This is a genomic window from Mycolicibacterium setense (assembly GCF_000805385.1).
Lineage (GTDB): Bacteria > Actinomycetota > Actinomycetes > Mycobacteriales > Mycobacteriaceae > Mycobacterium > Mycobacterium setense.
On the sequence record NZ_JTJW01000005.1, the window covers coordinates 193,943 to 219,541 of the forward strand.

General features: G+C 67.5%; 21 protein-coding genes. 11 read left to right on the forward strand and 10 right to left on the reverse strand.

All coding sequences use genetic code 11. From position 1 onward, the window contains the following. Positions 1–43: 43 nt before the first annotated feature. Positions 44–2,359: an esterase-like activity of phytase family protein gene (locus QQ25_RS07155; RefSeq protein WP_039378075.1), complete on the forward strand. Its 2,316-nt coding sequence runs from the start codon at positions 44–46 to the stop codon at positions 2,357–2,359. Between the two features lie 189 nt (positions 2,360–2,548). Then, the gene (gene cax, locus QQ25_RS07160; protein WP_039378583.1) at positions 2,549–3,625 is read left to right on the forward strand and encodes a calcium/proton exchanger; all 1,077 of its coding nucleotides are present in this window, start codon (positions 2,549–2,551) and stop codon (positions 3,623–3,625) included. Positions 3,626–3,631: 6 nt separating this feature from the next. Here cax and QQ25_RS07165 read toward each other — a convergent pair whose 3' ends face one another. Continuing rightward, complete coding sequence (locus tag QQ25_RS07165) at positions 3,632–4,000, reverse strand: hypothetical protein (protein WP_131546122.1); 369 nt, start codon at positions 3,998–4,000, stop codon at positions 3,632–3,634. Between the two features lie 218 nt (positions 4,001–4,218). Here QQ25_RS07165 and QQ25_RS07170 point away from each other — a divergent pair, with 218 nt between their 5' ends. Further along, on the forward strand, positions 4,219–4,899 hold the full coding sequence (locus QQ25_RS07170) for an LpqN/LpqT family lipoprotein (RefSeq protein WP_052235696.1): 681 nt from the start codon (positions 4,219–4,221) through the stop codon (positions 4,897–4,899). 93 nt (positions 4,900–4,992) lie between these two features. Further along, positions 4,993–5,259 carry a hypothetical protein gene (locus tag QQ25_RS07175; RefSeq protein WP_039315240.1) on the forward strand — a complete coding sequence of 89 codons (267 nt, stop codon included), beginning with the start codon at positions 4,993–4,995 and terminating at the stop codon, positions 5,257–5,259. Positions 5,260–5,301: 42 nt separating this feature from the next. Here QQ25_RS07175 and QQ25_RS07180 read toward each other — a convergent pair whose 3' ends face one another. After that, the gene (locus QQ25_RS07180) at positions 5,302–6,936 is read right to left on the reverse strand and encodes a peptide chain release factor 3 (protein WP_039315243.1); all 1,635 of its coding nucleotides are present in this window, start codon (positions 6,934–6,936) and stop codon (positions 5,302–5,304) included. A 179-nt stretch (positions 6,937–7,115) separates the two neighbouring features. On the opposite strand from QQ25_RS07180, the gene QQ25_RS07185 reads away from it, so the two are divergent. Together QQ25_RS07185 and QQ25_RS07190 are read left to right on the forward strand one after the other, a co-directional pair. Continuing rightward, positions 7,116–7,649 (forward strand): LOG family protein, encoded by a 534-nt coding sequence (locus QQ25_RS07185; protein WP_039378077.1) that lies wholly within the window; start codon positions 7,116–7,118, stop codon positions 7,647–7,649. Between the two features lie 125 nt (positions 7,650–7,774). Then, complete coding sequence (locus QQ25_RS07190; RefSeq protein ID WP_039378078.1) at positions 7,775–9,031, forward strand: L,D-transpeptidase; 1,257 nt, start codon at positions 7,775–7,777, stop codon at positions 9,029–9,031. An 8-nt stretch (positions 9,032–9,039) separates the two neighbouring features. Here the strand turns inward: QQ25_RS07190 and QQ25_RS07195 are convergent, their stop codons facing one another. Continuing rightward, on the reverse strand, positions 9,040–9,600 hold the full coding sequence (locus QQ25_RS07195; RefSeq protein WP_039378079.1) for a TetR family transcriptional regulator: 561 nt from the start codon (positions 9,598–9,600) through the stop codon (positions 9,040–9,042). Between the two features lie 76 nt (positions 9,601–9,676). Here QQ25_RS07195 and QQ25_RS07200 point away from each other — a divergent pair, with 76 nt between their 5' ends. After that, positions 9,677–10,558, forward strand: a complete 882-nt coding sequence (locus QQ25_RS07200) for an SDR family oxidoreductase (protein WP_039378081.1) — start codon at positions 9,677–9,679, stop codon at positions 10,556–10,558. Positions 10,559–10,566: 8 nt separating this feature from the next. On the opposite strand, the gene QQ25_RS07205 is transcribed toward QQ25_RS07200, so the two are convergent. After that, on the reverse strand, positions 10,567–11,208 hold the full coding sequence (locus tag QQ25_RS07205; protein WP_234711866.1) for a TetR/AcrR family transcriptional regulator: 642 nt from the start codon (positions 11,206–11,208) through the stop codon (positions 10,567–10,569). A gap of 136 nt (positions 11,209–11,344) precedes the next feature. Between QQ25_RS07205 and QQ25_RS29720 the strand changes: the two genes are divergently transcribed. From QQ25_RS29720 to QQ25_RS30550, 3 genes are all read left to right on the forward strand, one after another. Continuing rightward, positions 11,345–13,138: an alpha/beta hydrolase gene (locus QQ25_RS29720; RefSeq protein ID WP_052235697.1), complete on the forward strand. Its 1,794-nt coding sequence runs from the start codon at positions 11,345–11,347 to the stop codon at positions 13,136–13,138. Positions 13,139–13,211: 73 nt separating this feature from the next. Further along, entirely contained in the window at positions 13,212–13,634 is a 423-nt protein-coding gene (locus QQ25_RS29725; protein ID WP_052235698.1) for a hypothetical protein, read from the forward strand. 160 nt (positions 13,635–13,794) lie between these two features. Beyond that, the gene (locus QQ25_RS30550) at positions 13,795–13,944 is read left to right on the forward strand and encodes a hypothetical protein (protein WP_101906239.1); all 150 of its coding nucleotides are present in this window, start codon (positions 13,795–13,797) and stop codon (positions 13,942–13,944) included. Here the strand turns inward: QQ25_RS30550 and recD are convergent. The 5 genes from recD to QQ25_RS07240 are packed head-to-tail and all read right to left on the reverse strand — an operon-like array spanning position 13,941 to position 23,834. Next, positions 13,941–15,623, reverse strand: coding sequence for an exodeoxyribonuclease V subunit alpha (gene recD, locus QQ25_RS07220; RefSeq protein WP_039378082.1), 1,683 nt, complete (start codon positions 15,621–15,623; stop codon positions 13,941–13,943). The two genes, QQ25_RS30550 and recD, sit on opposite strands and share 4 nt — an antisense overlap. Then, positions 15,623–18,877 carry an exodeoxyribonuclease V subunit beta gene (gene recB, locus QQ25_RS07225; protein WP_039378084.1) on the reverse strand — a complete coding sequence of 1,085 codons (3,255 nt, stop codon included), beginning with the start codon at positions 18,875–18,877 and terminating at the stop codon, positions 15,623–15,625. Before recB ends, recD begins: the two co-directional genes overlap by 1 nt. Then, positions 18,874–22,086: an exodeoxyribonuclease V subunit gamma gene (gene recC / locus QQ25_RS07230; RefSeq protein ID WP_039378085.1), complete on the reverse strand. Its 3,213-nt coding sequence runs from the start codon at positions 22,084–22,086 to the stop codon at positions 18,874–18,876. The genes recB and recC overlap by 4 nt, the downstream gene beginning before the upstream one ends. Before the next feature lie 24 nt (positions 22,087–22,110). Next, on the reverse strand, positions 22,111–23,310 hold the full coding sequence (locus QQ25_RS07235; RefSeq protein WP_052235746.1) for an MFS transporter: 1,200 nt from the start codon (positions 23,308–23,310) through the stop codon (positions 22,111–22,113). A gap of 47 nt (positions 23,311–23,357) precedes the next feature. Beyond that, positions 23,358–23,834, reverse strand: a complete 477-nt coding sequence (locus QQ25_RS07240; protein ID WP_039378086.1) for a MarR family winged helix-turn-helix transcriptional regulator — start codon at positions 23,832–23,834, stop codon at positions 23,358–23,360. A gap of 125 nt (positions 23,835–23,959) precedes the next feature. Between QQ25_RS07240 and QQ25_RS07245 the strand changes: the two genes are divergently transcribed. After that, positions 23,960–24,796, forward strand: coding sequence for a hypothetical protein (locus QQ25_RS07245; RefSeq protein WP_039378087.1), 837 nt, complete (start codon positions 23,960–23,962; stop codon positions 24,794–24,796). An 80-nt stretch (positions 24,797–24,876) separates the two neighbouring features. On the opposite strand, the gene QQ25_RS07250 is transcribed toward QQ25_RS07245, so the two are convergent. Continuing rightward, the gene (locus QQ25_RS07250) at positions 24,877–25,587 is read right to left on the reverse strand and encodes a crotonase/enoyl-CoA hydratase family protein (protein WP_039315271.1); all 711 of its coding nucleotides are present in this window, start codon (positions 25,585–25,587) and stop codon (positions 24,877–24,879) included. Between the last annotated feature and the right edge of the window lie 12 nt (positions 25,588–25,599).

Here is a 25,599-nt window from a genome sequence, read left to right on the forward strand (position 1 = left end):
CCAAGCTCGTTCGACGCACCGACACAACTGAAGAGGGTGGCGAATGAAACGGGCGAGAGCGGCTGCGGCTGTGACCACGGCGGCAACGCTGATCCTGGCGGGCTGCTCCACCGCGGACAAGAAGCCAGGGGAGACCCCGAAGGCAAACTCGCCGATCGACTGGAACCTGCCCGACGCGGACCGCTACCACCGCACGGCCACCTACCCGGTGTATCTCAACAAACCTGCCGAGGACCCGGTGGACAAGGAGACCGTCGCCGAGATCTCCACCGTCACCCCCGACGGCAACACCTTGATCTACACAGACGCCGCCGCCAAACGCATCGGCTTCGTCGACATCAAGGACCCCGCCAAACCGATTGGCACAGGCACGCTTTCGCTGGCTGAACTAGGCCACAAAGACGACCAGCCCACGTCGGTGGCCGCAGTGAAAGACCACGTCCTCGTTGTCGTCGACACCACCGGTGGTGACTTCGCGCATCCCACCGGGCGCGTCGACATCGTCCGAGTCAACGATCGCACCCGTGTGCACAGCATCGACCTGGGCGGCCAGCCCGACTCGATCGCCATCAGCCCCGACGGCACCTTCGCCGCGATCGCCATGGAGAACCAGCGCAACGAGGAGTTCACGCCGCCCGGCAAGGAGGAAGGTTACCTCCCTCAGCCGCCGACCGGGTTCGTGCAACTCATCGATCTGAACGGCGCACCGAATACCTGGAAGCCCCGCAAGGTGGACTTCGACGTAGAAGCGGCACGAAAAGCCGGCCTCGACACCCCTGAGGACCTCGAACCCGAGTACGTCAGCATCAACTCCCGCGGCCAGGTCGCGGTGACACTGCAAGAGAACAACGGCATCGCCGTCATCGACGGCCGCACGGGCACGGTGCAGAGAATCTTCAGCGCCGGAAGCCAATCCGTGCAAGGCATCGACACCAAAGAGGACGATGCGATCGACCAGACCGGCTCGATCACGGATACCCCGCGCGAACCCGATGCCATCGGCTGGATCGGTGATGATCACTTCGCCACCGCCAACGAAGGCGACTGGAAGGGCGGCACCCGCGGCTGGACGATCTTCGACGCGGGCACGGGCGAGGTCACCTGGGACGCCGGCAACTCCGTCGAACAACTCGCGGTACGCACCGGCCTGCACATCGAGGACCGCGCGGAATCCAAGGGGCCGGAGCCGGAAGGCCTGGCCATCACCAACATTGGCGGCCGTCCCACCGCGCTGATCGCCTCGGAGCGCAGCAATTTCGTCGCCGTCTACGACGTCAGCGACCCCAAGGCGCCCGCGTTCCGGCAGATCCTGCCGACCACCCCCGGGCCGGAAGGCGTCCTGCCCATCCCGTCGCGCAATCTGCTGGCCGTCTCGTCCGAGTCTGACGACGCCGAGGCCCGCGTGCGGGCCTCGGTCAATCTCTACGGCTATGGCGAATCATTCGCCGGCTCAGGCAAACCGGACTTTCCGTCCATCGTCTCGGCCGACATCGACGGTGCACCGATCGGATGGGGCGCGCTCGGCGCGCTCTCTGCCGACCCGAAGGACCCCAACCGGCTCTACACCGCCACCGACAGCGCCTACGGTCCGGCGCGCATCCTCGGCGTAGACGTGGCACAGAAACCGGCGCTGATCGACACCGCGCTGCCGATCACCGAAGACGGCAAGCCTGTCACCCTCGACATCGAGGGCATTTCTGCCCGCCCCGAGGGCGGCTTCGTCCTGGCCGTGGAAGGCGAAGAGGGGCCCGGCAACGAGCTGGTCTACGTCGACAGAACCGACAAGATCGAAAAGCGCGTCCCGCTACCCAACGACGTTGCGGCCCAACTTGGCAGCCAAGGCTTCGAAGGCGTTGCCGTCGATGGCAACTCGGTCTGGGTGGCGCTGCAGCGCGAACTCAAATCCGACCCGAAGGGCGTCGTCCGGATCGGGCGCTACACCCCGGACGGAGACAAGTGGGAATGGTTCGGCTACCAGTTAGACTCGACCGGCACCAAGGACGACTGGATCGGCATCTCCGAAATCTCGGTCCACAAAGGTGAATTGCTGGTCCTCGAACGCGACAAGCTGAACGGGCCTGACGCGCGCGTGAAGGCGCTGTACCGGGTGGCGGTCCCCGATCGCGGCGGGGTGACGGCGGCGTCCGACAAGCCGCGCATCCTGCCGAAGACATCGGCCCGCAACCTGGTGCCAGATCTGCAGGCCACCAACGGTTACGTGCAGGAGAAGGTCGAGGGCGTCGCGATCGCCGGCAACCAGCGCCTGTACGTGGTTACCGACAACGACGGGCTCGACGACGCCAACGGCGAAACCGTGTTCCTCGACCTCGGCCCGGTTACCGAAGCGCTGAGGGGTTAGACCGGGGCGTGTCCGTTTCTGGGCACTGTGACGAATGTGTAGCCTTTCGTGAAAAATCGCCGAAAATGGCTGGAAAAGCTACACATTCGCCACAGGGTCTCTAACGCGACATTGCCCCCGGGAGCGAATCCGACGTCGATCTGGGTTTCAACGTCAACATGTAGCCGTTGACGTGTCATGATGGCCCGCATGAGGACGGCGCTCATCCGATCCGACAAGCTGTTGATCTTCGGTGGCCTGGCCATCTGCGTGGTGGCGGGGCTATCTCATTACGGCGGCTGGCCACATCTCGTCGGCTTCGTCGTCAGTGCGCTGGCAGTCACCGTGTTGGCCTCGGTTGTCGGGTTGGCCGTCGACCAGCTCGGTGACCGGTTCGGTCCCGGCGCCACCGGGGTGCTGCAGTCCGCGCTCGGCAATCTGCCCGAACTGTTCATCTGCATCTTCGCGCTGAAGGCCGGCTTGGTCGATGTGGTGCGAGCGGCGCTGATCGGTTCCATCCTGGCGAATCTGCTGCTGGTGTTGGGTCTGGCGTTCCTGGTCGGCGGGCTGCGGCATGGCCCGCAGAAGCTGGGCTCCGCGCAGGTCCGGACGATCCTGGTACTGATGGTCTTGTCGGTCACCGCGATGGCGATCCCATCGATCGCCCACGAGGTGCACGCCCCCGCCTCCGAACACGAAGTGACCTTCTCGATGATCGTGTCGGTCGTGCTGCTGGTGCTGTTCGCCCTGTCGCTGCCGTACTCGCTGAGCCGCGACAAAGACAAGACCACTGAGCCTGTGCCGCAACCGGATAAAGAGGCACCTCGGTGGCCCGTGGGCTTGGCGATCGGCATGCTGGCCATCGCCGGCGCAGCGGCGGCGTTCGTATCGGACTGGTTTGTCGACGCACTGGAACCCGCGATGGACTCGCTGGGAATTTCACAGGCCTTCGCCGGTCTGGTGATCGTGGCCATCGCGGGCAATGCGGTGGAGAACGTCGTCGGTGTGCAACTGGCCGCCAAAAACCAGTCCGAGTACGCCTTTTCGATCATCCTGAACAGCCCGATCCAGATCGCCCTGGTGCTGGCCCCGGTGCTCGTATTGGTGAGCCAGATCTTCGGGTTGGCATCGCTGACCCTGGTGTTCGGGCCGATGTTGATCGTCGCCCTGCTGGTCGCGGTTGTCCTGGCGGCGATCATCGCCTTCGACGGCGAATCGACGTGGTTGGAGGGGGCGTCGCTGATCGCGCTGTACTGCATCATCGCCGCCTCGTTCTGGTGGGGCTAGACAGTTCTAGACGGCGAACGCCAACCAGTAGCCGATCGGGATCATCGCGACATACCCGAGGACTCCGACGGGGATGCCGATCAGCGGTGTCCACTTACGCCGTTCGGCCACCGCGGCACCCGCGACGGCCAGGACGGTGCCGGCCACCAGACACATCCACGGAATCCACACGAGCACGTTCTGGCCTGCCGCGGACAGTTGGCACACCTTGTCGGTGACGCCTTCGTGACAGGGGTCGGTTGCCATGGCCAGCGGCAACATCATCACGACGGCCACCACGAACCCCAGAACGACCATGACGCTGAGCAACCCGGCGAACCACGCCCACTGCTTGCCGCTGTTGCGGGCACCGGCGGGTGGTGCTGGGTCTGCCATCGACTCACGATACTGGCCGTGCCACCGGGCAACCTGCACAAATCTGGGCAGATCGAACAGGTCGAGCGGCTGTCAGGGAATTTCCCGTCATGGCGATGGGTGGCCGGCCGTTAGAGTTCCAGGGAGATCGCCAAACTGCGACCGAGACGGTTGATCCCGCCCGTGGACTCATAGCCAGGGGTGCTGGCAGATGGCGGCAGGGAGACGGGAAATTGGTCATGGAGATGCGCCGCGCCGCAGCGTTGCTCGTTACCGTCGTGTCGCTGTCGGCGTGCAGCAGCGAGGAACCCGTGTCGATCGAGGACATCTTCAAAGACAAGGTGCCGGCCGCGGGGATACCGACCGCTCCCGTGGGTGATGCCATCGGAGATCCGAACGCCTGCGCGCACTTCGACGGGCCGTTGCTCGACATACCGGCACGAAGCGCTGCGGAGCCGCAACTGCGGGTCCCGCAAGCGGCGGGATGGAACCGCAGCACCAAACTCGACAGCGAAGTTATCCGGTTCGTCCTGGTAAACACCGATCTCGCGGCTAATCAGTTCGCGCCCAATATCGTGGTCACGCTGGAGGATGCCCCCAAGGCCGACGTTCAGACCATTTTCACGCAACAACACGCCAACCTGGTGAAGTTGGCGGGTGCGAAGGACCTCGCAGCCGAGCCGGCGACGGTCTGCGGACTGCCCGCCGAGACCATCACGTTCACGGCTGGTCCGACTGGCCCCGGGGCGCACACTCGTGCGGTGACCGTGTTGTCGGTGCCCACCATCGTCCGCGGCCACCAGTACTTGGTCACCGCGACCGTGCAGACAACCGACCCGGACAGTCCGACGTATCAGCACGACGCCAAAACTCTGCTGGATGGGTTCCAGGTGCTCCCGCCTGAACGCGGCGCGCCGTGATGTAATCCGTTGTGCTCCAGGGGTTTACGTATGTGGGCCCCGGTGCTGACGATTCGCGACGTTTGATCCGGACTGCGAGAGTTGGTTTCGGCGATGAAATTCGAGACGACACATGTCTTTCGTGAGCATTGGTTCTCGCTCGGCATCGAATCGACCACCGGATGTCATTTTCTCTCGATCCCCGTCAGCGTGCGGATCGCCGACTACACGGAGTATTACAAGATCTCCGAGGCGTATTACCGGTCGTTCAGCGACGATCCGAGGTCGGCGATCTCATTCGCCGATCAGTGTCGGCGGCAGGAGCACGACGATTTATTGTTCATCCCGCCGCCGCCGACAAACCGGGGGACGGCAATCTAGATCGCACTGCTCCAACGGAGGCTCACCGCAACGGGACCGCGCTTACCCTTCCGCGGCCACCAGCGACCCGAGCTTGATGTCGGGGTTGTCACGCTGGAATCCCTCCAGCCGCCACGGCGTCGAGAACAGCACGAGCATGACGCCGTCGCTGCGCGTCAGCACCTCGGCCGACACCTGACGATTCACGAAGTCGGCGTCCTCAGGGCGGACCACCCGCGCGACCTGATACGGCAGGTTCTCCAGCGAGATCGGCGCGCTGAGTTCGGTGGCCATCCGGTGGGCGGCCACCTCGAACTGCATCGGCCCGACGGCGGCGAACACCGGCGCCTGCTCACCGCGCTTGTCCGAGCGCAGCACCTGAACGACGCCCTCCTGCTCGAGCTGCTCGATCCCCTTGCGGAACTGCTTGTGCTTGCTGGGATCGGTACCACGGGCCACCGCGAAATGCTCGGGGGAGAAGCTCGGAATCGGCGGGTACACCACCGGGATGTCGCGGTACAGCGTGTCACCGGGGCGCAGCGCCGCGGCGTTGGCCAGCCCGATCACATCGCCGGGCCACGCGTCGTCGAGCGTCGAGCGCTGCTGTCCGAACACCGACTGCGCGTACTTGGTGACGAACGGCTTGCCGGTGGCGGCATGGGTGAGCACGTCGCCGCGCTCGAACGTGCCAGAGACCACGCGTGCGTAGGCGATGCGATCGCGGTGCGACGAGTCCATACCGGCCTGCACCTTGAACACGAACGCGCTGAACGGGGACTGCACCGCGCGGCGGTTCCCGTCGACGTCGACCGACCCGCTGGGTGCCGGCGCCAACTCGACCAGGACGTCGAGCAGCTGGTTCACCCCGAAGTTCAACGCGGCCGAGGTGAACAGCACCGGGGAGGACTCGCCGGATAGGAAGGTCTCACGGTCGTAGTCGGATCCGTCCATCGACAACAGTTCGGACTCTTCGACCGCGGTGTCCCAGTCGTCCCCGGCGGCCGCATGCGCGTCGGCGGCGGCGATGTGTTCCTCGGGTGCGGCGGTGGCCCCGCCCGCGGTGCGGGTGAACCGGATGAACTTCTCGGCCCGGCGATCCATCACGCCCTTGAAATCCCCGGCGATACCCACCGGCCAGGTCAGGGGAGTGGTCCGCAGCCCGATCCGCTCGTGGATCTCGTCCATCAGCTCCAGGGCGTGCCGGCCGGGACGGTCCCACTTGTTGATCACGGTGATGATCGGGATCCCGCGGTGCTTACACACCTGGAACAGCTTGAGGGTCTGCGGCTCAAGGCCTTTCGCGGCGTCGATCAGCATGACCGCGCAGTCCACCGCGGTCAGCACGCGGTAGGTGTCCTCGGAGAAGTCGGCGTGCCCGGGGGTGTCGAGCAGGTTGATGACGCAGTCGCGGTACGGGAACTGCAGCGCCGTCGAGGTGATCGAGATGCCGCGGGCCTTCTCCATCTCCATCCAGTCCGACACCGTGGAGCGCCGGCCCGCCTTGCCGTGGATCGCGCCGGCCTCGGTGATCACCCGGGCGTGCAGCGCGAGCGCCTCCGTCAGCGTCGACTTACCGGCGTCAGGGTGGCTGATGACGGCGAAGGTGCGGCGACGGGCCGCCTCGGCCGAGATCTTGGCGGCTTGGGCGGTGTTGGTGGCGGGGGCGTCGAGGGCCTCGTCGAGGGCTTTGTCGGTCATCTCGACTAGCGATGGTATGGGCGTCTGGGGGCAAATCCGTAATCGAGCGGGCGGATGCGGCAGTGGTACTACCGGTGGTACTGCATTTCCACGTCACCTATGCCTCCGCCCCGAGGTGCTGATGTGGCCCATGTGGTCACCGCCCGAAACTCCGGGGCAGCGGGGCATGATCGTTCCTGATGAACATCTGCGTCTTCCTCTCCGCCGCCGACCTCGACGAGCGCTACACCGAACCGGCACGCACCTTCGCCGAACTCCTCGGCAAGGGCGGCCACACCCTGGTCTGGGGCGGCTCCGACAAAGGGCTGATGAAAGTCGTCGCCGATGGAGTGCAGAACAGTGGCGGCCGGCTGGTGGGGATCTCGGTGGAGTTTCTGCGCTCGCACGCCAGACCGGGCGCCGACGAGATGGTGATCACTGCGGACCTCGCCGAGCGCAAGGCCACACTGCTGGCGCGCTCGGACGCGCTGGTGGTGATGGCCGGCGGACTGGGCACCCTCGACGAAGCCACCGACATCCTGGAACTGCGCAAGCACCGACGCCATGACAAGCCCGTGGTGCTGCTGAATACCGCGGGCTTCTACGACGGCCTGGTGATCCAGCTGCGGCGCATGGAGCAGGACGGTTTCCTGCCCATGCCGTTGGACGATCTGGTGTACGTCACGGAGGAACCTGATGCGGCGATGACGTACCTGCAAAGCTTCGCCGTCTGAGGCAACGCGGCCATCACGACTCGCCCACATCCGAGAGGCGTTGCGCCGAAGGATAGGCGCCCCGGCTACCATTGAGCCACCGATCGAGACCCCGATCAAACTGGCCTTCGCCGAACCACATTGGAGTGAAATTGACGTCTGTTCGCCGTGCCTACCTGGCGGTCGCACTTGCTGTGCTGGCCGTGTCAGGTGGCGTCGTTGTTTCGGCCCTGCCGAACTGCGCCGAGCACTGCCAGACGTTGGCCGCGCCGCCACAAGGTGTCCCGCAGCCGTCGCCCACCGAGCCGGCCAAGCTGACCATCACGCCCAAGCCCGACGCCGAGGTCGACCCGCTGGCCCGGGTCATGGTCACCGCCGACACCGGCACCGTGGCGCGCGTGACGATGGTCAACGATGCGGGTAAGGAGATTCCGGGCGTCCTCACTCCCGACGCCAAGACCTGGAAGCCGACGAGCACGCTCGGCTACGGCCGCACCTACACGCTGAAGGTCGACGCGCGCGGCCCCGGCGGCATGCCGACCCGCAAGACCACCACGTTCTCCACCGTCACCCCCGGCTACCAGGCCCGCGTCTACCTCAACGGCACCAACTACTCCCCACTGCAGGACGGTGCCACCTACGGCGTCGGCATGGTGATCGTCGCGCGCTTCGACGAGCCGATCACCGACAAGGCCACCGCGGAGAAGCGGATGAAGGTCACCACCGAGCCCAAGGCCGTCGGGGCCTGGAGGTGGATCGACGACCAGACCGCGCACTGGCGCCCCGCGAAGTACTACGCCCCGGGCACGAAGGTCACCGTCGACGCCGGCATCTACGGCGCCAAACTCGGCGACGATCTATATGGCGCCCAGGACGAGAAGGTCTCGTTCACCATCGGCGCCTCGCACGTCACCATCGCCGACGACACCGACAAGCAGGTCAGGGTCTACGACAACGGCAAGCTCGTGCGCACCATGCCGACCTCGATGGGCATGGGCGGCACCGAAACCGTCGGCGGCACCACGATGAGCTTCTGGACGCCGCGCGGCATCTACACCGTGATGGACAAGGCCAACCCGGTGATCATGGACTCCTCGACCTACGGCCTGCCGGTCAATTCGCGGCTCGGCTACAAGACGACCATCCCGTGGGCCACCCGCATCAGCATCGACGGCATCTACCTTCACCAGTTGAATTCGACGATCTGGGCGCAAGGCAAGGAGAACGTCAGCCACGGCTGCCTGAACCTCAGCGGCGAGAACGCCGAATGGTTCTACAACTTCTCGGTGCCCGGCGACATCGTCGAAATCCGCAACACCGGCGGCGACCCGCTCAAGCCGACCAACAACGGCGACTGGTCCGTGCCCTGGACCGAATGGGTCAAGGGCAGCGCACTGCACTGAGTGGCCTGCTAGGCGGTGAGGGCTTTCATTTCGTCCAGTGTCGACGTGACGATGACGGCCAGCCCGGCGTCGGTGCTGTCGTGCACCCATCGACCGAACGCGACCTTGAACACCGCCATGCCAGTTTCGGCCGCCAACTGTGCGGGCCCCTCACCGATGCCGCGGCCGCGCAGCGCCTCGGCCATCTCGGTGGACAGCGTGGCGAGCTTGATCAGTTCGCGCTCCTGAAGCGCGGGATTGGCGTCGATGACCGACTGCCGCCGCAGGGCGTGGTCGCGCCGGCCGTCGAACATCGGGCCGAGAGCCCTCAGTGCGGCACCGACGACATCAAGTGGTGACGCGTCGGCCGGGGCGTCGGCGATGGCGGTGACCAGGAGCTCGGTGAGCATGGCCTGCCCGCCGAACAGGGCCTCGCGCTTGTCGGCGAAGTACCGGAAGTAGGTGCGTTCGGTCAGCCCGGCCCGCTCGGCGATTTCGGCGACCGTGGTCTGGTCGAACCCCTGCTCGGAGTAAAGCTGCAGGGCCGACTCCTGCAGGCGGTCGCTCGCGTTGGGCTGCCAGCGGCTCATGAGATCTGATCCTAGGGAATGTCAGCGACTGTCATCGCGTTCCGAGTGATGACAGTTACTGACATCAGGAGGATTCATGAAGGTTTTCGTCACCGGTGCATCGGGATTTGTCGGCTCTGCCGTGGTTCGGGATCTCATTGTCCACGGACACGAGGTCGTCGGCCTGGCGCGCTCCGACGCCTCGGCGGACGCGCTCAGCGCGGCCGGAGCCCGCGTCCATCGCGGCGATCTGAACGACCACGACAGCCTGCGGGCCGCGGCCGACGCCAGCGATGGCGTCATCCACCTGGCCTTCCATCACGACTTCGACAACTTCGCCGACGCCGGGGAACTGGACCGCCGCGCCATCGAGGTGCTCGGCACGACCCTCGCGGGCTCGGATCGCCCGCTGGTGGTCACCTCCGGAGTCGCCGGGCACAGCGCCGGCCGCGTACTTACCGAGGACGATGCGTTTCGACCCGGCCTGCCGCGGCACTCTGAGCCCGCGGTGTTGGCCTTCGCCGACAAGGGGGTGCGAGCCTCGATCGTGCGACTCTCGCCGACGACGCACGGCGAGGGCGATCACGGGTTCGTGCCCCGGCTGATTCAGGTCGCCCGGGAGAAAGGGGTCTCGGCCTACATCGGTGACGGCACCAACCGGTGGCCGGCCGTGCATCGCCTCGACGCCGCCCCGCTGTTCCGGCTGGCAGCCGAGCAGGCGCCGACGGGGACGGTCCTGCATGCGGTGGCCGAAGAGGGCATCGCGGGCCGCGACATCGCGACGTCGATCGGCCGCCATCTCGGACTGCCGGTGACCTCGGTCCCGGCTGAACAGGCCTTCGAACACTTCGGCTGGATCGGCGGCATGTTCGGGCTCGACGTCCCGACGTCCAGTGCGCTGACGCGCAGGCGATTCGGTTGGCAGCCATCTGAAGTCGGTCTGCTCGAGGACCTCGACCGCGGGCACTACTTCGACTGAGCGTCTTCTCAGAACACCCGACGCGGCGGTGGCGGCTTCTCCACGATGGCCGGCAGGACGAACGTCTCGATGTAGCCCCGCGCCACCGCGGGGTCGTTGCCCACCGGCACGGCCGTCACCAGGAAGCTCAGCGCGGTCGCAATGATGAACTGCGCCAAATCGTTCGGGTGCACACCGGGCCGGAACTGGGTGGCGCCGTCGGCGATGATGCCCTCGACCGTGGCGGTCACCAGTGCCGTCAGATCAGAGTCCTTGGCGATCAACGAGGCGATGGTGCCGTCGGGCGTTTGGTCGGCGATGGTGTTGAGCAGCGGATCGGCGACCAGCTCGGTGGCGACGATGACCATGCTCTCGACCAGGAGGTCGATCGCGCCGGCGCCCTCGGGCATGCGCGTCAGGATCGAGGACATGTGCCGCTGGGTGGTGCGCTGCACCATGGCCGCGATCAACTCGTTGCGGTTGGCGAACTGCCGGTAGATCGCGGTACGCGAATAGCCCGCCTCGTGGGCGATGACCTCCATCGTCGAGGCCCGGTGCCCGCGGGTGATGAACAGGTGCTCGGCGGCATCCATCAACACCTCGCGAGCCTGCTCGGCGCTGTTGCCGCCGCCGACCGGGCGCCCACGGGGTCGGCGTTCTGGTGCTGACAATCGACTGTCCTGCTCGGCTGCGTAATGGGGCTTCAGTATGCCCGACGGGCGCAGCGACCTGGACATTAAAGAAACGTTTCCGGAGATTTGTTCTATTTCCCTGCGCTCCGCTGACCGCGCCGGTTAGCGTGCCTGCGTGACCAAACGGGGGCGTGCGATCAATGCGGTACTGATGACGGGGTGGGGCGCGCTGGTGGTCGCGCTGTGGATGGGGTTGATCGCCATCACGACGACGACGGCGCACGCCGACCCCGGCAGTGGGAACGCAACTACGCAGTCCGCCAACGACTCTGACAGTTCGTCGGCGCGACGCGACAAGCCTGCCCGCGTCGGCCCGCGTAGTGAGAAGCCGCGCCGGGTTGACGACGCACCGATGCGTGCACGTCCGCGGCTGTCCTCGCCCAAGCCGTCAACCGAGCCCTCGCCCGAGTCCCGATTCGAGTCATTGCCGACGCCCGCCGGTGTCCGAGACCTGGTCGAGGGCATCGCCGACAAGGCGCGCACCGCGGTCGCCGACGTCATCGATCGCACGCCGAATCTCAGGGCTGCACAAGCACTTCCGCGTCCCAAGTCCGCGACGAAACGGGACGCTCCCGAGGTTCCCACACTCGCCGACACCACCGCGACCGAGGGGGCGGCACCGGTCGTCGCCGACGCGATCCACGCCATCACCCAGCCGGTGGCGGCGAAGGCGCCGCTGGCGCAACTGAACACGGTCACCGACCGGATCGCCGCGCAGAGTCACACCGTGCTCGCCGATATCGCTGACCGGGTGTCGGTTGCCCAAGCCCCGCGACCGATCGCACACTTGGCCGCAGCGGTCAGGACACCCGCGACCGAGCAGAGTTCGGTACCGCTGGTCAACATCGTCGGCTCATTGGTGTTCAACGTGGTCGGCGCTGCGCTGCAGGTGTTCTCGGGCCCGCCGGCGCTCCCGCCCGGCAGTACCGTCACGGTCCGGACCTCGACGTTGACCATGCCCGGAACCAGCCAGACCGTGCGGGCCGACTGGTATTTCCCGGAAGACGCGGAGTCCGCCACCGGCGTCATCTACCTGCAGCACGGGTTCATGGCCACCGGCCCGATGTACAGCTACACCGCGGCGTACCTGGCCGAGGAGACCAACAGCATCGTCGTCGTCCCGACGTTGTCGTCGAACCTGTTCGACCCAGGCGGCGAATGGATCGGCGGAGAGCCGATGCAGCAGTCGGTCGCCGACCTGTTCGCCGGCGACCGGGCCGAACTGACCGCGAGCGCCAGTGCGGCGGCAGGCCACCCCGTCGCGCTGCCGTCGAAGTTCGTCCTCGTCGGCCACTCCCTGGGCGGAATGCTGGTGACCGGTGCCGCTGGACGCATGGCCGAAAACGGCGCGGTCGATGACCTTGCCGGAGTGGTCCTGCTCGATGCGGTGGATACCCACGCCGACATGCCCGAAGTGCTGGAAGCCCTGAGCGGCACCAATTACCGTCCGGTACTGCTCATTTCGTCGGAACGCTACGTGTGGAACAACGACGGCACCGTCGGCGACGAACTGCAGGCGGCCCGCCCCGGGGAGTTCAACGGCGTCATGCTGGTCGGCGGACGGCACATCGACGGAATGCAGGGCGGCAACGTCATCTTGCAGTTCGCCGAGTATGTCATCGCCGGCTTCTCGCAACCGCAGAACACCGAAGCGGCGAAATCGATTGCAGCCGGCTGGATCAACGACATGTACCACGGCACCGACAACGGCGTCGGCGGTGAACCGCACCAGAGCATCGAGATCCCGACCCCGTCGGGTAGGGCCACCGCGGTGGTGCTGCCGTTCGCCTCCGGCGACCCGGTGCAGGCGACTCCGTGGGACGGCCTGGTGGGGCCACTCCTCGACGCCCTGTTCCAGTACGCGGTGTACGAACCGTTGGCCGGGCAAGCTGTCCTGGTGGCTGTCTGAGGATCGAAAATAGGTGCTCATCGGCCCACGGTTCCGCTCATATCCTGGTGAGACACCGAACCGGGGGGTTGCCGTGGAGGACCGAGCGCCAGAGGAATACCCGCACGAGTGGGTGGACCACTACGGGCCCCACACGTATGCACCACCAGCGGCCTACGTTCAGCAGTCATCCGCAGCCAAGCGGCACTACCAAACCATGCTGGCCATCCGGTGCTTCGTAGCAGTCATCGGCGGCGGCGCAGTGGTGTTCTGGGCGCTGATCGTCTACGCGATGTTGAGCTCGGCCTTCGACACGAACCCGGCCACCGATCCGCACGGCTACGGGATCGTCTTCGGCATTCTCATCTCCGTGCCATTGAGCCTCTTCTGTGCCGTGATCTTGCCGTTCGCCGCACCCAGACACTGGTGGGGACGCGCCTTCGCGATCTCGTTGCTGAGCCTCGTAGCCATCAACGCGCTGGTGTTCTGGGCGCTGAACATCTCGGGTGCGGCCTAGCGCGGAGCTCGAGTTCGCTGGGATGCGCTGAACAAGGCATATACCAAGCTCAGCTATACATTTTGCGGCGAAATTGTTAACCGAATTGGTGCGCGATCCGTATGTGATTCAGCCCACGGACGATGTACATTGTGATCGCTGTCATAGGAAAGGGCGTCCAATGCTCGGTGCATTTTTCGGTGTACTTCTGCTGGTGCTCGGCATCGGCGCGGTCGCCGGCGTCGTCACGGCTGTCATGATGGGCTTGCCCACCCTGGCCATCGTGATCGGCCTGGTCTCCGGCGCCTTTTTCGCCGGGCGCGCTGTTTAGAGCTGCAGCCGCTGTCGCAGGCCCGTCGCTCGGACTGCCTGCCGGGTGATAGCCGCGCGGATCTCCGCTTCTGACCCCACCACGCGAACCCGCGTCTTGGCGCGGGTGACCGCGGTATAGAAGAGCTCCCTCGTCAACAGCCGGGAGTCTTCCGGCGGCAGCAGCACGGTTACCTCGTCGGCCTGGCTGCCCTGGGACTTGTGGATCGTCATGGCGTGCATGGTCTCCACCTCGGTGAGCCGGCCGGTCGCGAACGTCCCTGACCCGCCCACGGTCCCACCCACGATGGCGCGCAGCCCGTCCGGGGTGGCGATGGTGACGCCGGTATCGCCGTTGTAGAGCTTGAGTCCGTAATCGTTGGCCGTCACCAGGATTGGTCGCCCGACGTACCACGACGCCCACATGGGTTCCCCGGTCGCCTCGGCCAGCCACCGCTGCACTTGACGGTTCCACCGCGCCACACCGAACGGACCGTGCCGGTGCGCGCACAGCAGCCGGTGCTCATCGAGGATGGCCAGCGCCGCGCGCGCATCCCCGAGCATCGCCGCCTGCCGCAGCGCCAGGGCATGCGGCACAAGCACTTCCCGCAACCGCTCGGCAGGGTCCGACCGCACCCACTCGACGTGCTCGCCGCCCGCCGCCAACACCGCCAACGCGGCCGAGGCGTCCCCGGCGCGGATTGCTGATGCCAACGTGCCGATCGACTCACCGAACCGATGCGAGGTTTGCAGGGCTGCCACCCCGCGCGAGCCCAGCCCGTCGACCAGATCGGCCAACACGGCGCCGGCTTCCACCGAGGCCAGCTGATCGGGGTCACCGACCAGCAGTAGCCGGGTTTGCGGACGGACCGCCTCCAACAGCCGCGCCATCATGGTCAGCGACACCATCGAGGTCTCGTCGACGACGATCACATCGTGCGGCAACCGATTCCCCCGGTGATGGCGGAACCGCGACGACGTGTCCGGGCGCGGCCCCAGCAGCCGGTGCAAGGTGGTGGCCTGCAAGCCCGAGATCCGCTCACGGTCCACGGCATCGAGCCGGTTCACCTCGAGCTGCACGGCCTCCTGCAGCCGCGCGGCGGCCTTACCGGTCGGCGCGGCCAGCGCGATCCGCAGCGACGGGCGAGCGGACAGCGCGGCCTGCTCGGCCAGCAGCGCCAGCAGTCGGGCCACCGTGGTGGTCTTGCCGGTGCCCGGGCCACCGGTCAGCACGGTCAGCCCCTGAGACAACGCCACTTTCGCCGCGGCCCGCTGCTCCTCGAAACCCGGCGGGAACAGTCGCGCGACATCCGGCGCGGAGTCACCCGGCCGCGCGCTCACCAAGGCCAGCACGTCGTCACACACCTGCTGTTCCTCCAGCCAGTACCGGTCGAGGTACAGCAGATCCCCGAACAACCGCAGCACCGGGGGAGTGCCCAGCAGCGGACTGGCCGCCACCGCCGCCAACCACTCGTCGACCGGTGGCCACGGCAACTCCGGCAAGTGCGTCTGCTCGGCCACCGAACGCAGGTCCACGCACACCGAGCCGCCACGCAGGGCCCGCACCGCCAGAGCCAGGGCAAGTTCGACGGACGGATCGGCCTCGGCCTCGGCCTCGGCCTCGGCGTAGGCGAGCGCGCTCAAGCGTTGGGCCACATGCACATCGGCGGGTTCGAGGATCTCGGCGAACGCATCCAGCATCACGTGGCTCCCTGATCCAGCAGCTCGGACATCGCGATCACCAGCGGTGCAGGCGGCTCCCAGCTGAACACCCCGGCCGGGTGTCCGTCGACGACGGGTGTCTGCGCCCCGCACATCCCGCGGACGAACAGGTACATCACCCCGCCAAGATGGGTGGCCGGATCGTAAGCCGCCAGCCGCCAACTCAGGAACCGGTGCAGCACAACGCTGTACAACAACGCCTGCAGCGGATAGTCGGAGTGCAACATCGCCTCGACCATCCGGTCCCGCCCGTAATCGGCCGCGGTCAGCGGCTCGTCGCCGGTGCCCAGCCAGTTGGTCTTGTAGTCGACGACGACGAAACGCTGCCCGATCCGCAGCACGACATCGACCGAACCGGACAGATAGCCGCGCAGCGGTTGACGGCTCAGCAGCCCCGTCGACAACCGCTCGACGTACACGGCCATCGGATCGTCGGCAGGCAGGTGCTCATCGAGCAGCGCCCCGACATCGGCCAGCCGGGCGAACTCGCCACCGCGCAGATCGCCTCCGGCCATGGGGAATTCGAAGTCCAGTTCGCACAGCCGGTCTCGCATCCCGACCTGGCGCAGCGTCACGCCGGGAGCCAACGGCCCCAACGGGGTGTCGTGCATGGGCACCAGCGCCGCGGCCAGCTCGTCGGCGGACACCTCGACCGGCCAGCGGGCCGCATGCCGGCACACCTCGACCTCCAGCTCCGCGGTGAGATCCGCGGCCTGCGGATTCGCGGTCTCCAGCACCGCGTGCACGAGCGAGCCGAACGCCGCCCCGGTGGGCAGCGATGCCATCGGGGACGGCACGTCGGCACCCTGGGCCGGGGCGATGACGGCGATGTCGGTCGACTCGTCGTCGAGCTCGACCACCTCGGGCTCACTGGACACCCCGGAGCTTCCGTCGTCCTCCGCCGCACGGAGCAGCCCCGAGTACGACGTGCGCCGCCACGCGGTGTCGATGGAACGGTGAAAATGCCGTGCCGCCAGATCATCTGGTATCGCCCGCGGGGGGACCGGCGTGGCCGCCCCGATCACCGACTCCTCCAGCACCGGACCGCCCGCGGCTTCCCAGGCCCGCAACCGGGCCAGCGCATCCTCGTCGGAGACCTTCGGCGGGACGCACCGGTCGGGCACGGCGGCCTGCCCGGGGACGCGGCCGCGCAGCAGACGCGACAGGCCGCCGTTCGGCTCGTCGTTCGACGGTGCCCACCACGCCACCACCTGCGATTGGGCCCGCGTCATCGCCACATAGGTCAGCCGGCTGTCATCGGCGGCGGCCTCGGCCCGGCCGGCCCGCGTCACCGCCGGGTCCGGACCTCCGACCTGCAGACAGCGCAGCCCTTCATCGTGAAACAACACCAGATCCGGTTCCGGCACATACCGATTGAACGCGAACGGCAGATAGACGATCGGAAACTGCAGACCCTTGCTCACCCACACCGTCATGATCTGCACCGCTGCGGCGTCGCTGTCCAGGCGGCGGTTGCGCTCCGACGTGCCGCCACCTTCGGAGCGTTGCGTGCGCAGCCAGTCCCGCAGCGCCGCCAGTCCGAAACCCTCGCGGTGCGCGGTGTCGCCGAGCAGTTGCGTCACGTGGGCCATGTCGGTCATCAACCGCTCACCGCCCTGCCAGGACAACACCCGCTTGCCCATCCCGGCCAGTTGCGCGGCCTCGAAGATCGCTGCCACGCCCCGCTCCCGGGCATGCCCGGCCCAGGTGCGCAGCGTGTCGGCGACCCGGTCGGTCAACGCATCCCCGCCCGCGGCAAGGGTTTCCGCGGTCTCGCCTAAGAACATGGTCGCCGCGGCGGCCCGCACCAACCCAGGTCGGTGCGGCTGGTCGAACGCCTCCAGCAGATACAGCCAGTCCTCGGCCGCCTCGGAATTGAACACATCAGAATCGCCGGTGTAGACCGCGGGAATGCCTGCCTCGAGCAGCGCGGTGTGACAGGCCCTCGCATCCTTGTGGGTCTCGACGATGACCGCGATGTCGCGGGCCTGCAGCGCGTCACCGTCGAACGTGGCGCCGCTGTTCAACAACGCACCGATGTCGGCGGCCAGATCCTTGCCGATGTGATCCCGCAGATCGGCGATCGGAATCACCCTGGTGCCGCTGCGGTTTCGCGTCACCACGCGCAGCCGGAACGGCTCGTTGCGGGGTGCCCCGGCCAAGCGGTGGCCCTGGTGGTTGGCCTGCACGTCGTGCACCACGATGTCGGGGCCGCCCAGTTCGGCACCACGCAGTACCGCCTGCAAGCGGTCCACCAGCACGCTGTCGCTGCGCCAGTTGGTACCCAGGGTCTGCTTGTCGCCTGCGGTGGCCGCGGCACGCAGGTAGGTGTCGATGTCGCCACCGCGGAACGCGTAGATCGCCTGCTTGGGGTCGCCGATCAGGATCAGCGTGGAGCGCCCGGAGAAGGCCCGCTCGATCACCTGCCACTGCACCGGGTCGGTGTCCTGGAACTCGTCGACCATCACTATCGGCCACCGCTGCGCCATGCGTACGCGGGCCGTCGAGCCTTCGGCCTCCAAGGCTGCGGCCAGCCGGGTCAGCAGATCGTCGTAGCCCAGCACACCCCGGCGGCGCTTGCGAATCTCCAACTCCGCCAGAACCGCCCGCGCAAAACCCAGCCGTATCGCTGCCGGTGACTCCGGCTCGGGATCCACCGGCCGCAGCTCGGTCCCTGGGTTGGCCACCACGACATGGGCCAGCTTGAGCGCCTCGGCATAGCCCAGCTCCGGGACATCCCGCTGCGCACCGAAGTGAGCGAGATACAGATCGTCCACGATCTCGCACACCAGCTCGTCAAGGCTCTCGACCAGCGTGACACCGGAATCGCTGTCCCCGGCCACACCGAGCGATTTCAGGACGATCTGGCAGAACTGGTGCGTGGTCGCGATGGTCGCCGCATCGAAACCGGCCAGCGCATCCCTCAGTCGCTGACCGCGGGCCTGCCGGTCCTCGGAGACCAGATACTGCAGCAGATCATTGTCGGCTCGTGACGGATCCTCCAACGCCACCAGGGCGGAGACGATCTGGGCGCGCACCCGCTCACGCAACTCCTGGCTGGCGGCCCGGCCGAACGTGATGAGCAGCATCTGATCGAGCGTGGCCGCACCCTCGGCCACCAGCCTGGTCACCAGGCCGGCCAGCGCGAACGTCTTGCCCGTGCCCGCGCTGGCCTCCAGCACCGTGGTGCTGTTGACGTGCGGCAAGGGGCCGACCAGATCGAAGACCTTCACGACACGGACCTCTCGGCCTGGAGCATGGGTAGCCACAACCGTTCCGCATACGCGCCGAGCCCGGCCAGCCGACTCAACGGCACGCCGCGGCCCCACGCCCGCACATGTGCCGGCGCCTCGTTCTCGCCCGGGAATCTGCCGCTGCGCCAACGGTAGTCGGCTTCGCGTTCGGGATCGTCACCGGCATGGCGCGCTGCCGCCCAGGCATAGGACGTCTTGATGGGCAGCGGCAACGGCTCCCGGCGGCCCGCGTCGTAGATCGCCACCAGATCGGCCAGCAGGGCGACCGCATCTTGCGGGCGGTCCAACCCCGCGACCCGCGGGGTGTCACCACGCCGGGGACGCCCGATGCACATCGCCGCCCAGTCCCGCTCCGGATACCCGGCGGTCAGCGCCAACAACGGAATCCACGATTGCAACAGATGCTTGCCGTCGAGCTTCGAGTACGTCACCGATACCAGCCGGTCGCCGAACACCGGGGAGACCGTGCCGGTGAGCCGCCGCCCGTCGCCCAGCTCGATGTCGACGTCATACGCCTGCGGGTCGGTGCTCCGGTGGCGCAGCGCCTCGGTGGCCAGCAGCGCGCACCGATCGCGCAGGGCAGTCGCCCGACGCCAGCCCAACTGGCCCGGCGGCAGGGTGCCGCGACGCCACTCGGCCTGCTGTGCGTCGCCAGGGGTCATGCCGCGCAGGATGTCGCTGAGCATGCGATCACCGACGGTCCACTCTTCCAGCGCGTCGATGTCGACGGGCATCGCGTCCGAGACGCCCTCGACATCCCAGGGCAGCGTGTACTCCAGCGCCCGGAAGAAGCCTTTCACCGGATCTTTGAAGAATGCGGCGAGATCCTCCAGCGCGACGTCGCCGGTGGCCGGTGCCGGCAGCGGATGATCGAAGAACGCCGGCCGTTCGGCCCGCTGCCCTGCACTGGCCTTCGCGGCCGTGAGTGCGGTGGGATCGAACGTGAACGGGCCTTCGGGCAACAGTGCGCCCGGGGTGACGTTGCGAATATCGAAGGGCTGCAACGGGTGTGTGGTGAGCACGTCCACGGGGTGCTCGGCGGTGATCTTGAGCGTGTCCAGAAGCTCGGCCAACGGCACCGCCGGCGGTCGGGCCTGGCCGGAGTACTCGTTGGCGCCGGTATAGGTGACGACGAGGGTCTGGGTGGCCGCGCCGATCGCATCGAGCAACAACTGGCGGTCCTCCGAGCGGATGTCGCGCTCGCCGGTGCGCGGGTCGCGGGCCAGCACGTCGTCGCCGTCCACCGCACCCAGCCGGGGGAACACCCCGTCGTCCAATCCGACCAGGCACACCACCCGGTGCGGAACCGACCGCATCGGCACCATGGTGCACACCGTCAGGGTTCCGGTGCGGAAGTTGGCCCGAGTCGGTCTCCCGGCCAGGTGCCGATCCAGCAGCGCACGAATATCACTGAGCCGCATGGGTGTTGCCGCCGCACCCGCGGCCTCGGTGATCTCGGCGAACTCGCGCTGCACCTGGGCGGCGGGCCACTCCTCATCGGAACTGGCCAGCGCCTCGATCCCGGCGGCCAGGGCCGACAACCACTCGCCGAGTGGGCGGACGCCGCTGAGCTGATCCACGGCCTGCCGGAGCTTCTCGACGAAATCGGCGAAGCGGCCCGCCAACTCGACCCGGTTGCTGCTCACATCGTCGAGCGGAAGTGTGGTGCCGAGCCAAGCGTGCGAGTCGTCGGACATCGCCACCCCGGCCAGTATCCGGTCGATGCCGAAACGCCAGCTGTTGTGCAGGAATTCGATGCCGTAGGGCCTGCGGTGCTCCTGGTCGAAACCCCACCGGATGTTGGCCTCGCGCACCCAGGCGGTGATCGCCTCCAGATCGTCGTCGGTGAACCCGAACCGGGCCCGCACGGGTGCCGACTCGGCAAGATTGAGCACCTCGCTCGCGGTGGCCCGGCCACCGGCCAAGGTCAGCACCGACGCCGCCACTGACAGCAGCGGATTCGTCTGTACCAGAGCACGATCGGCCAGCCGCACCCGCAGCTTGTGCGCCGGGTGCGCGCCGATGGTGATGTGAGCGCCCGGCGTGCGCGGCGCCGCATCGCCCAACCCGAACCCCGCCGTGATCAGCGGCGTGTAGGTCTCGATATCGGGGCACATCACCAGGATGTCGCGTGGTTCCAAACTCGGATCGTCGGCGAGCAGACCCAGCAACACCTCGCGCAGCACCTCGATCTGCCGCGCCGGCCCGTGGCAGCTGTGCACCTGCACCGAGCGGTCCTCACGCCGCGGCACCCGCCCCGCCGGGCGCACCGCGTTGGCGGCGATGTCGGACTGGAGCCAACCCAGCACGGTGTCGGGATAACCTGTGCTGCTGAGGTATTCGTCGGTGTCCGGAACCGGAAGGGCCCGCTGAAGTTCCCGCAGATCCCGGCCCAACGTGGCCAGCAAGGGGTGGCCGACCTCGCGGTGGCTGCTGTCCTCGCGGCGGGGGAGGGGGCCGGTGTGCGCGGCCAGGGAGCGCCACAGATCGTCACTGGGGTGCGGCAGCCACAGATGTAGATCGTGATGGGTGGCCAGGGCCCTGAGCAGTTCGAGCTCGGTGACCGGCAGGCGGGTGTGCCCGAACAACGACAGCCGCTCCGGCAGGTCGCTCGGTGATTTGGTCAGCCGGGCAAGGGTTTTCGCGTGCCGGATGTGCGGCGGCTCGGCATCGATCCGCTCGGTCAGCGCCTGCCACAGCGGGGCCTGCCAGGACAGATCCTCGGGCAGGCCGTCCCAATCGACCAGCAGCTGCGGACGCTGCCGCGCATAGGAGGCGAACAGTCCGGCCAACCGCCTGGCCACCGCATAGCGCCTGCCCTGACGCAGCTCATACTCGTCACCGGTTTCGAAGTGCCCGAGGTGGGTGGCCACCGGCGCACACCACGGCTGGTCCAGGTTGTCGTCGATCACCGCCAGCAGCGGCCACGCCATGGCGTCGGCCGACCACGGATCCTGCTCGGCCGTCCCGGTCAGCTCGGCGATCAGCGATCGCGGGTTACGGAACTCGACCGCCGCGCACACCCCGAGCCGGTTCGCCAGCCGCTGACTCAGCCAACGCTCCACGCCCTTGGCGGGCACCAGTACCAGCTCCTGGGCGAACGGATCGGACGGCGGCTGCGACAGCAGACCGGCCAGCCCGTCGGCGAGCAGATCGGTGCGCTCGGCCCGGTGCAAGTGCAGTGCCATCGAGAGACAACGATAGAGACAGGGTCAGACGGTCGCGGGGTTTGGCGCCGACAGCGTGGCGGGCCGGGTGGCCAGAGCCACGAGCAGAGTGACCGCACCGGCGATGACGAACGCCACCCGCACGTTGAACAGGTCGGCCGCTCCGCCCAGTAGTGCAGCGGCAAACGGTCGCGACCCGAGGAAGCCGACGAGCCACAACGCCATGATGCGGCCCCGCAATTGCTCCGGTGCCCGCTCCTGCACGACGGTGCTCAGACCCGTCATCGCCCAACCGAAGCCCAGCCCCGCAACCGCGAAACCCGCCAGCGCCAAGGCCGTCACGGTGCCCAGCGCCAACAGCCCGCAGCCGGCCACCAACAACCACAGCCCGATACTCGAGACCATGGCGGACGCCAGCCGGCCACGCATCGTCGCCAGCGCCACCATGCCGACCGCCGCCCCGATCCCGAACGCCGCGGACAGCGCACCCACCAGGTGGGCGCCGCCACCGAGATCCTCGGCCATCGACGGGGTGAGGGTGATCGACGGGTCGGAGGCGAACCCGACCGTCGTCACGGCGAGCAGGGCCAGCAGCAGCGGGCGGTCCCGCCAGACGTAGGTCAGCGCCGCCCGCACCCGGTAGTCGCCGTCGGGGCTGCGCTCGGGCCGGGTCGGGAACGTGACCAGGAGCAGGAAGACCGCGAAGACCATGTGCAGGCCCGCGCTGATGGCGAAGCCCGGCGCCGCACCGAGGTGAGCCGCCAGATAGGCGCCGATGGCCGGGCCGAGGATGCGGCCGATGGTCATCGGAATGCTGTTGAGCGCCATGGCCGTTGCCAGCTCGCCGTCGCGGATCAGGCTGGGCACGACCGACTGCATGGCCGGGCCGCCGATGACGAACCCGAAACCCACGAGGGTGGAGCCGACGAGTACCGGCACCGCCGCGGCGGTGCCCTGCAGGTCGGGGGACAGGGTCAGCCAGAGTGCGGTCGAGCCGGAGCCGATGATGCACAGCACCCGGCCCCACAGGATCTGGCGGGCCGGGTTGCCGACGTCGGCCCACTTGCCGCTGGTCGGGCTCAGGATGAGTTGGGGCAGGAACTGCGCGACGCCGACCATCCCCACCATCACGGCCGAGCCGGTGGCGTCGAAGATGACGATGGCCGCCACGATGCCGTGCGTCCACACCGCGACGACGGAGAACATCTTGCCCCAGAACAGCGCGCCGAAGACCGGGTCGAACATGAGCTTCAGGGCGCCGCGCGGTTGCGGGCGGGCCGTCGTCTGGGTGTTCACGAACAGACGCCCCGCTCGAAATCGGTGACCAGCTGCTCCAACAGGTCGACGAGTGTGTCGACGTCGGACTCGCGCCAGTGTGCGACGGTCTCGGCGACCATCTCGCGGCGCCGATCGGTGACATCGGCCAGCGCCTGGCGCCCCGTGTCGGTGAGGGCGAGCACGCACCGGCGCTGATCCCCGGCGTCCTGAGTTTTGGTCAGCAGCCCCGCGGTGACGACATTGGCGACGGTGCGGCTGGCCGTGGAGTGCTCGACGGCCATGTACTCGGCCACCTCGCCGATCGACGCGCCCTGTCCGGCCTTCTCCCGCTGCTCAACGGCCCGCAACACCCGCAGCGTCGACAGGGTCGGGACGCTGCCCGAGGTGTCGATCAGCCGCCGCCGCCAGCCCGGGCGTTGCCGGACGGTGTGGATGCGCACCAGGAGCTCGTCGAGTTGGTTGTAGCGAGGCACTATATATGCATAGCGCATACATGTTTTTCGGTCGAACGCGGGTGGCCGAACCCACGCCAGTAACGCAGTGGCGGAAACACCGCGAATATTTCGCCACAGCGTTACTGGCGAGGGATGTCTGTGGCAGTTGGCACACTCCGCGTATGGGGGAACCGTTCATCGGCAGCGAGGCGATAGCAGCTGGCACACTGACGCGTCACGAACTGCGTAGCCGATTCACCGCGGTGCACCGCGATGTCTACGTCGCACGAGGCACCAAGCCCACTGCGGTGTTGCGGGCCAAGGCTTGTTGGCTGCGGTCGCGTCGGCGCGGGGTGCTGGCGGGGTACTCGGCCGCCGCATTGCACGGCGCCCGCTGGATCGACCCAAGGCTGCCCGCCTACATCATCGACTGTAATCATCGTCCCGCCCGCGGGATCATCGCGTGGGGCGACGCCATCGATGAGGACGAAATCTGTCAGATCGGCGACATGCGACTGACCAATCCGGCCCGCACCGCGGTGGATTTGGCGTGCAAGTTCCCCGAAGACACCGCAGTGGCGGCCATCGACGCCCTGGCGAGGGCGGCCCGGCTGAAGGTTTCTGACATCGAGGCGGCGGCCGAACGCCACTCGGGCCGCAAAGGCATCAAGCAGGCCCGCGCCACGATCGCGTTGGTGGATCCGGGCGCGGAGTCGCCGCAGGAAACCTGGTTGCGGCTCTTGGTCATTCGCGCCGGCTATCCGCGTCCCGAAACGCAGTATCCCGTCTGCAACGAATACGGTGCGGTGATCGGCGAGGTCGATCTCGCCTGGCCGGATCTGAAGATCGCGCTCGAATACGAAGGGCGGCACCACACCGATCCCGACATACTCCGCAAGGACATCGCGCGGGTTGACCAGATGATCGAAAACCGCTGGATCGTCGTGCGAGTTACCTGCCGTGACGGCGAGGCCAACGTGCTCGGCCGCATCGCCAAGGCGTGGGCATCACGCCAGTAACGCGGTGGTGGAAAAACCGCGAATATTCCGCCACAGCGTTACTGGCGAAGGCGCAGGGCGGTTGGTGGCCGCCAAGAGAACTAGCCCGCGAATTCCTTTGCCAGCCCGTCGATTCCGGCACGAATCGCAGTCAACGCCTCAGCCCGGGCCTTGAGCTTGCTGGCCACATGCGCACCGGTGTTCAACGTCGCGGCGGCCTCGGCGGCCACCTGCTGCGCACGCCCGAGCACCGCGTCGGGCTCGACGACCTCATCCAGCCAGCCGCCCGCAATGGCCGCGTCACCGGTGAACGTCGCCGCCATGGCGATCCCGCGCTGAAAAGCGGCCCGGGTCAAGCGCATTCGCATGATCTCGATGGCGGCGTTGGGCAGGGTCATGCCGATCTTCACCTCGTTGGCCTGGCACCGTGATGTCACCGAGCCGACCCGATGGTCTCCGGACAGCAGCAGGAACGAGCCCATCGCGATGGCGTGCCCGGTCGCGGCCATGATCACCGGCACCGGGAAAGTCAGGCACCGCACCGACAGTTCGAAACCGCCGGCGAGCATGGCCAGGGTTGCGGCCACATCGCCGGCCGAGAACACGCTGAGGTCGAACCCGCCGCTGAACACCTTCGAATTGCCCGCCAGCACCAAGGCTTTCACCTCGCCGGCAGCTGCGCCTGCGGCCGCCTGGTCCAGCGCCGCGCCGATCTCGGCCTGCATCGCAGGCGACAGTGCGTTGACTTTGCCGTCGTCCATCGTGATCGTGGCCACGGCATCGTTGAGCTCGTAGCTCACCAGGCTGCTCATCGCACGATGGTA

Bases quoted from the DNA above. Each gene is read 5' to 3' on its own strand.
- QQ25_RS07155 (WP_039378075.1), top strand. From the start codon at position 44: ATGAAACGGGCGAGAGCGGCTGCGGCTGTGACCACGGCGGCAACGCTG.
- cax (WP_039378583.1), top strand. From the start codon at position 2,549: ATGAGGACGGCGCTCATCCGATCCGACAAGCTGTTGATCTTCGGTGGC.
- QQ25_RS07165 (WP_131546122.1), bottom strand. From the start codon at position 4,000: ATGGCAGACCCAGCACCACCCGCCGGTGCCCGCAACAGCGGCAAGCAG.
- QQ25_RS07170 (WP_052235696.1), top strand. From the start codon at position 4,219: ATGGAGATGCGCCGCGCCGCAGCGTTGCTCGTTACCGTCGTGTCGCTG.
- QQ25_RS07175 (WP_039315240.1), top strand. From the start codon at position 4,993: ATGAAATTCGAGACGACACATGTCTTTCGTGAGCATTGGTTCTCGCTC.
- QQ25_RS07180 (WP_039315243.1), bottom strand. From the start codon at position 6,936: ATGACCGACAAAGCCCTCGACGAGGCCCTCGACGCCCCCGCCACCAAC.
- QQ25_RS07185 (WP_039378077.1), top strand. From the start codon at position 7,116: ATGAACATCTGCGTCTTCCTCTCCGCCGCCGACCTCGACGAGCGCTAC.
- QQ25_RS07195 (WP_039378079.1), bottom strand. From the start codon at position 9,600: ATGAGCCGCTGGCAGCCCAACGCGAGCGACCGCCTGCAGGAGTCGGCC.
- QQ25_RS07200 (WP_039378081.1), top strand. From the start codon at position 9,677: ATGAAGGTTTTCGTCACCGGTGCATCGGGATTTGTCGGCTCTGCCGTG.
- QQ25_RS30550 (WP_101906239.1), top strand. From the start codon at position 13,795: ATGCTCGGTGCATTTTTCGGTGTACTTCTGCTGGTGCTCGGCATCGGC.
- recD (WP_039378082.1), bottom strand. From the start codon at position 15,623: ATGCTGGATGCGTTCGCCGAGATCCTCGAACCCGCCGATGTGCATGTG.
- recC (WP_039378085.1), bottom strand. From the start codon at position 22,086: ATGGCACTGCACTTGCACCGGGCCGAGCGCACCGATCTGCTCGCCGAC.
- QQ25_RS07235 (WP_052235746.1), bottom strand. From the start codon at position 23,310: ATGTTCGACCCGGTCTTCGGCGCGCTGTTCTGGGGCAAGATGTTCTCC.
- QQ25_RS07240 (WP_039378086.1), bottom strand. From the start codon at position 23,834: ATGCGCTATGCATATATAGTGCCTCGCTACAACCAACTCGACGAGCTC.
- QQ25_RS07245 (WP_039378087.1), top strand. From the start codon at position 23,960: ATGGGGGAACCGTTCATCGGCAGCGAGGCGATAGCAGCTGGCACACTG.
- QQ25_RS07250 (WP_039315271.1), bottom strand. From the start codon at position 25,587: ATGAGCAGCCTGGTGAGCTACGAGCTCAACGATGCCGTGGCCACGATC.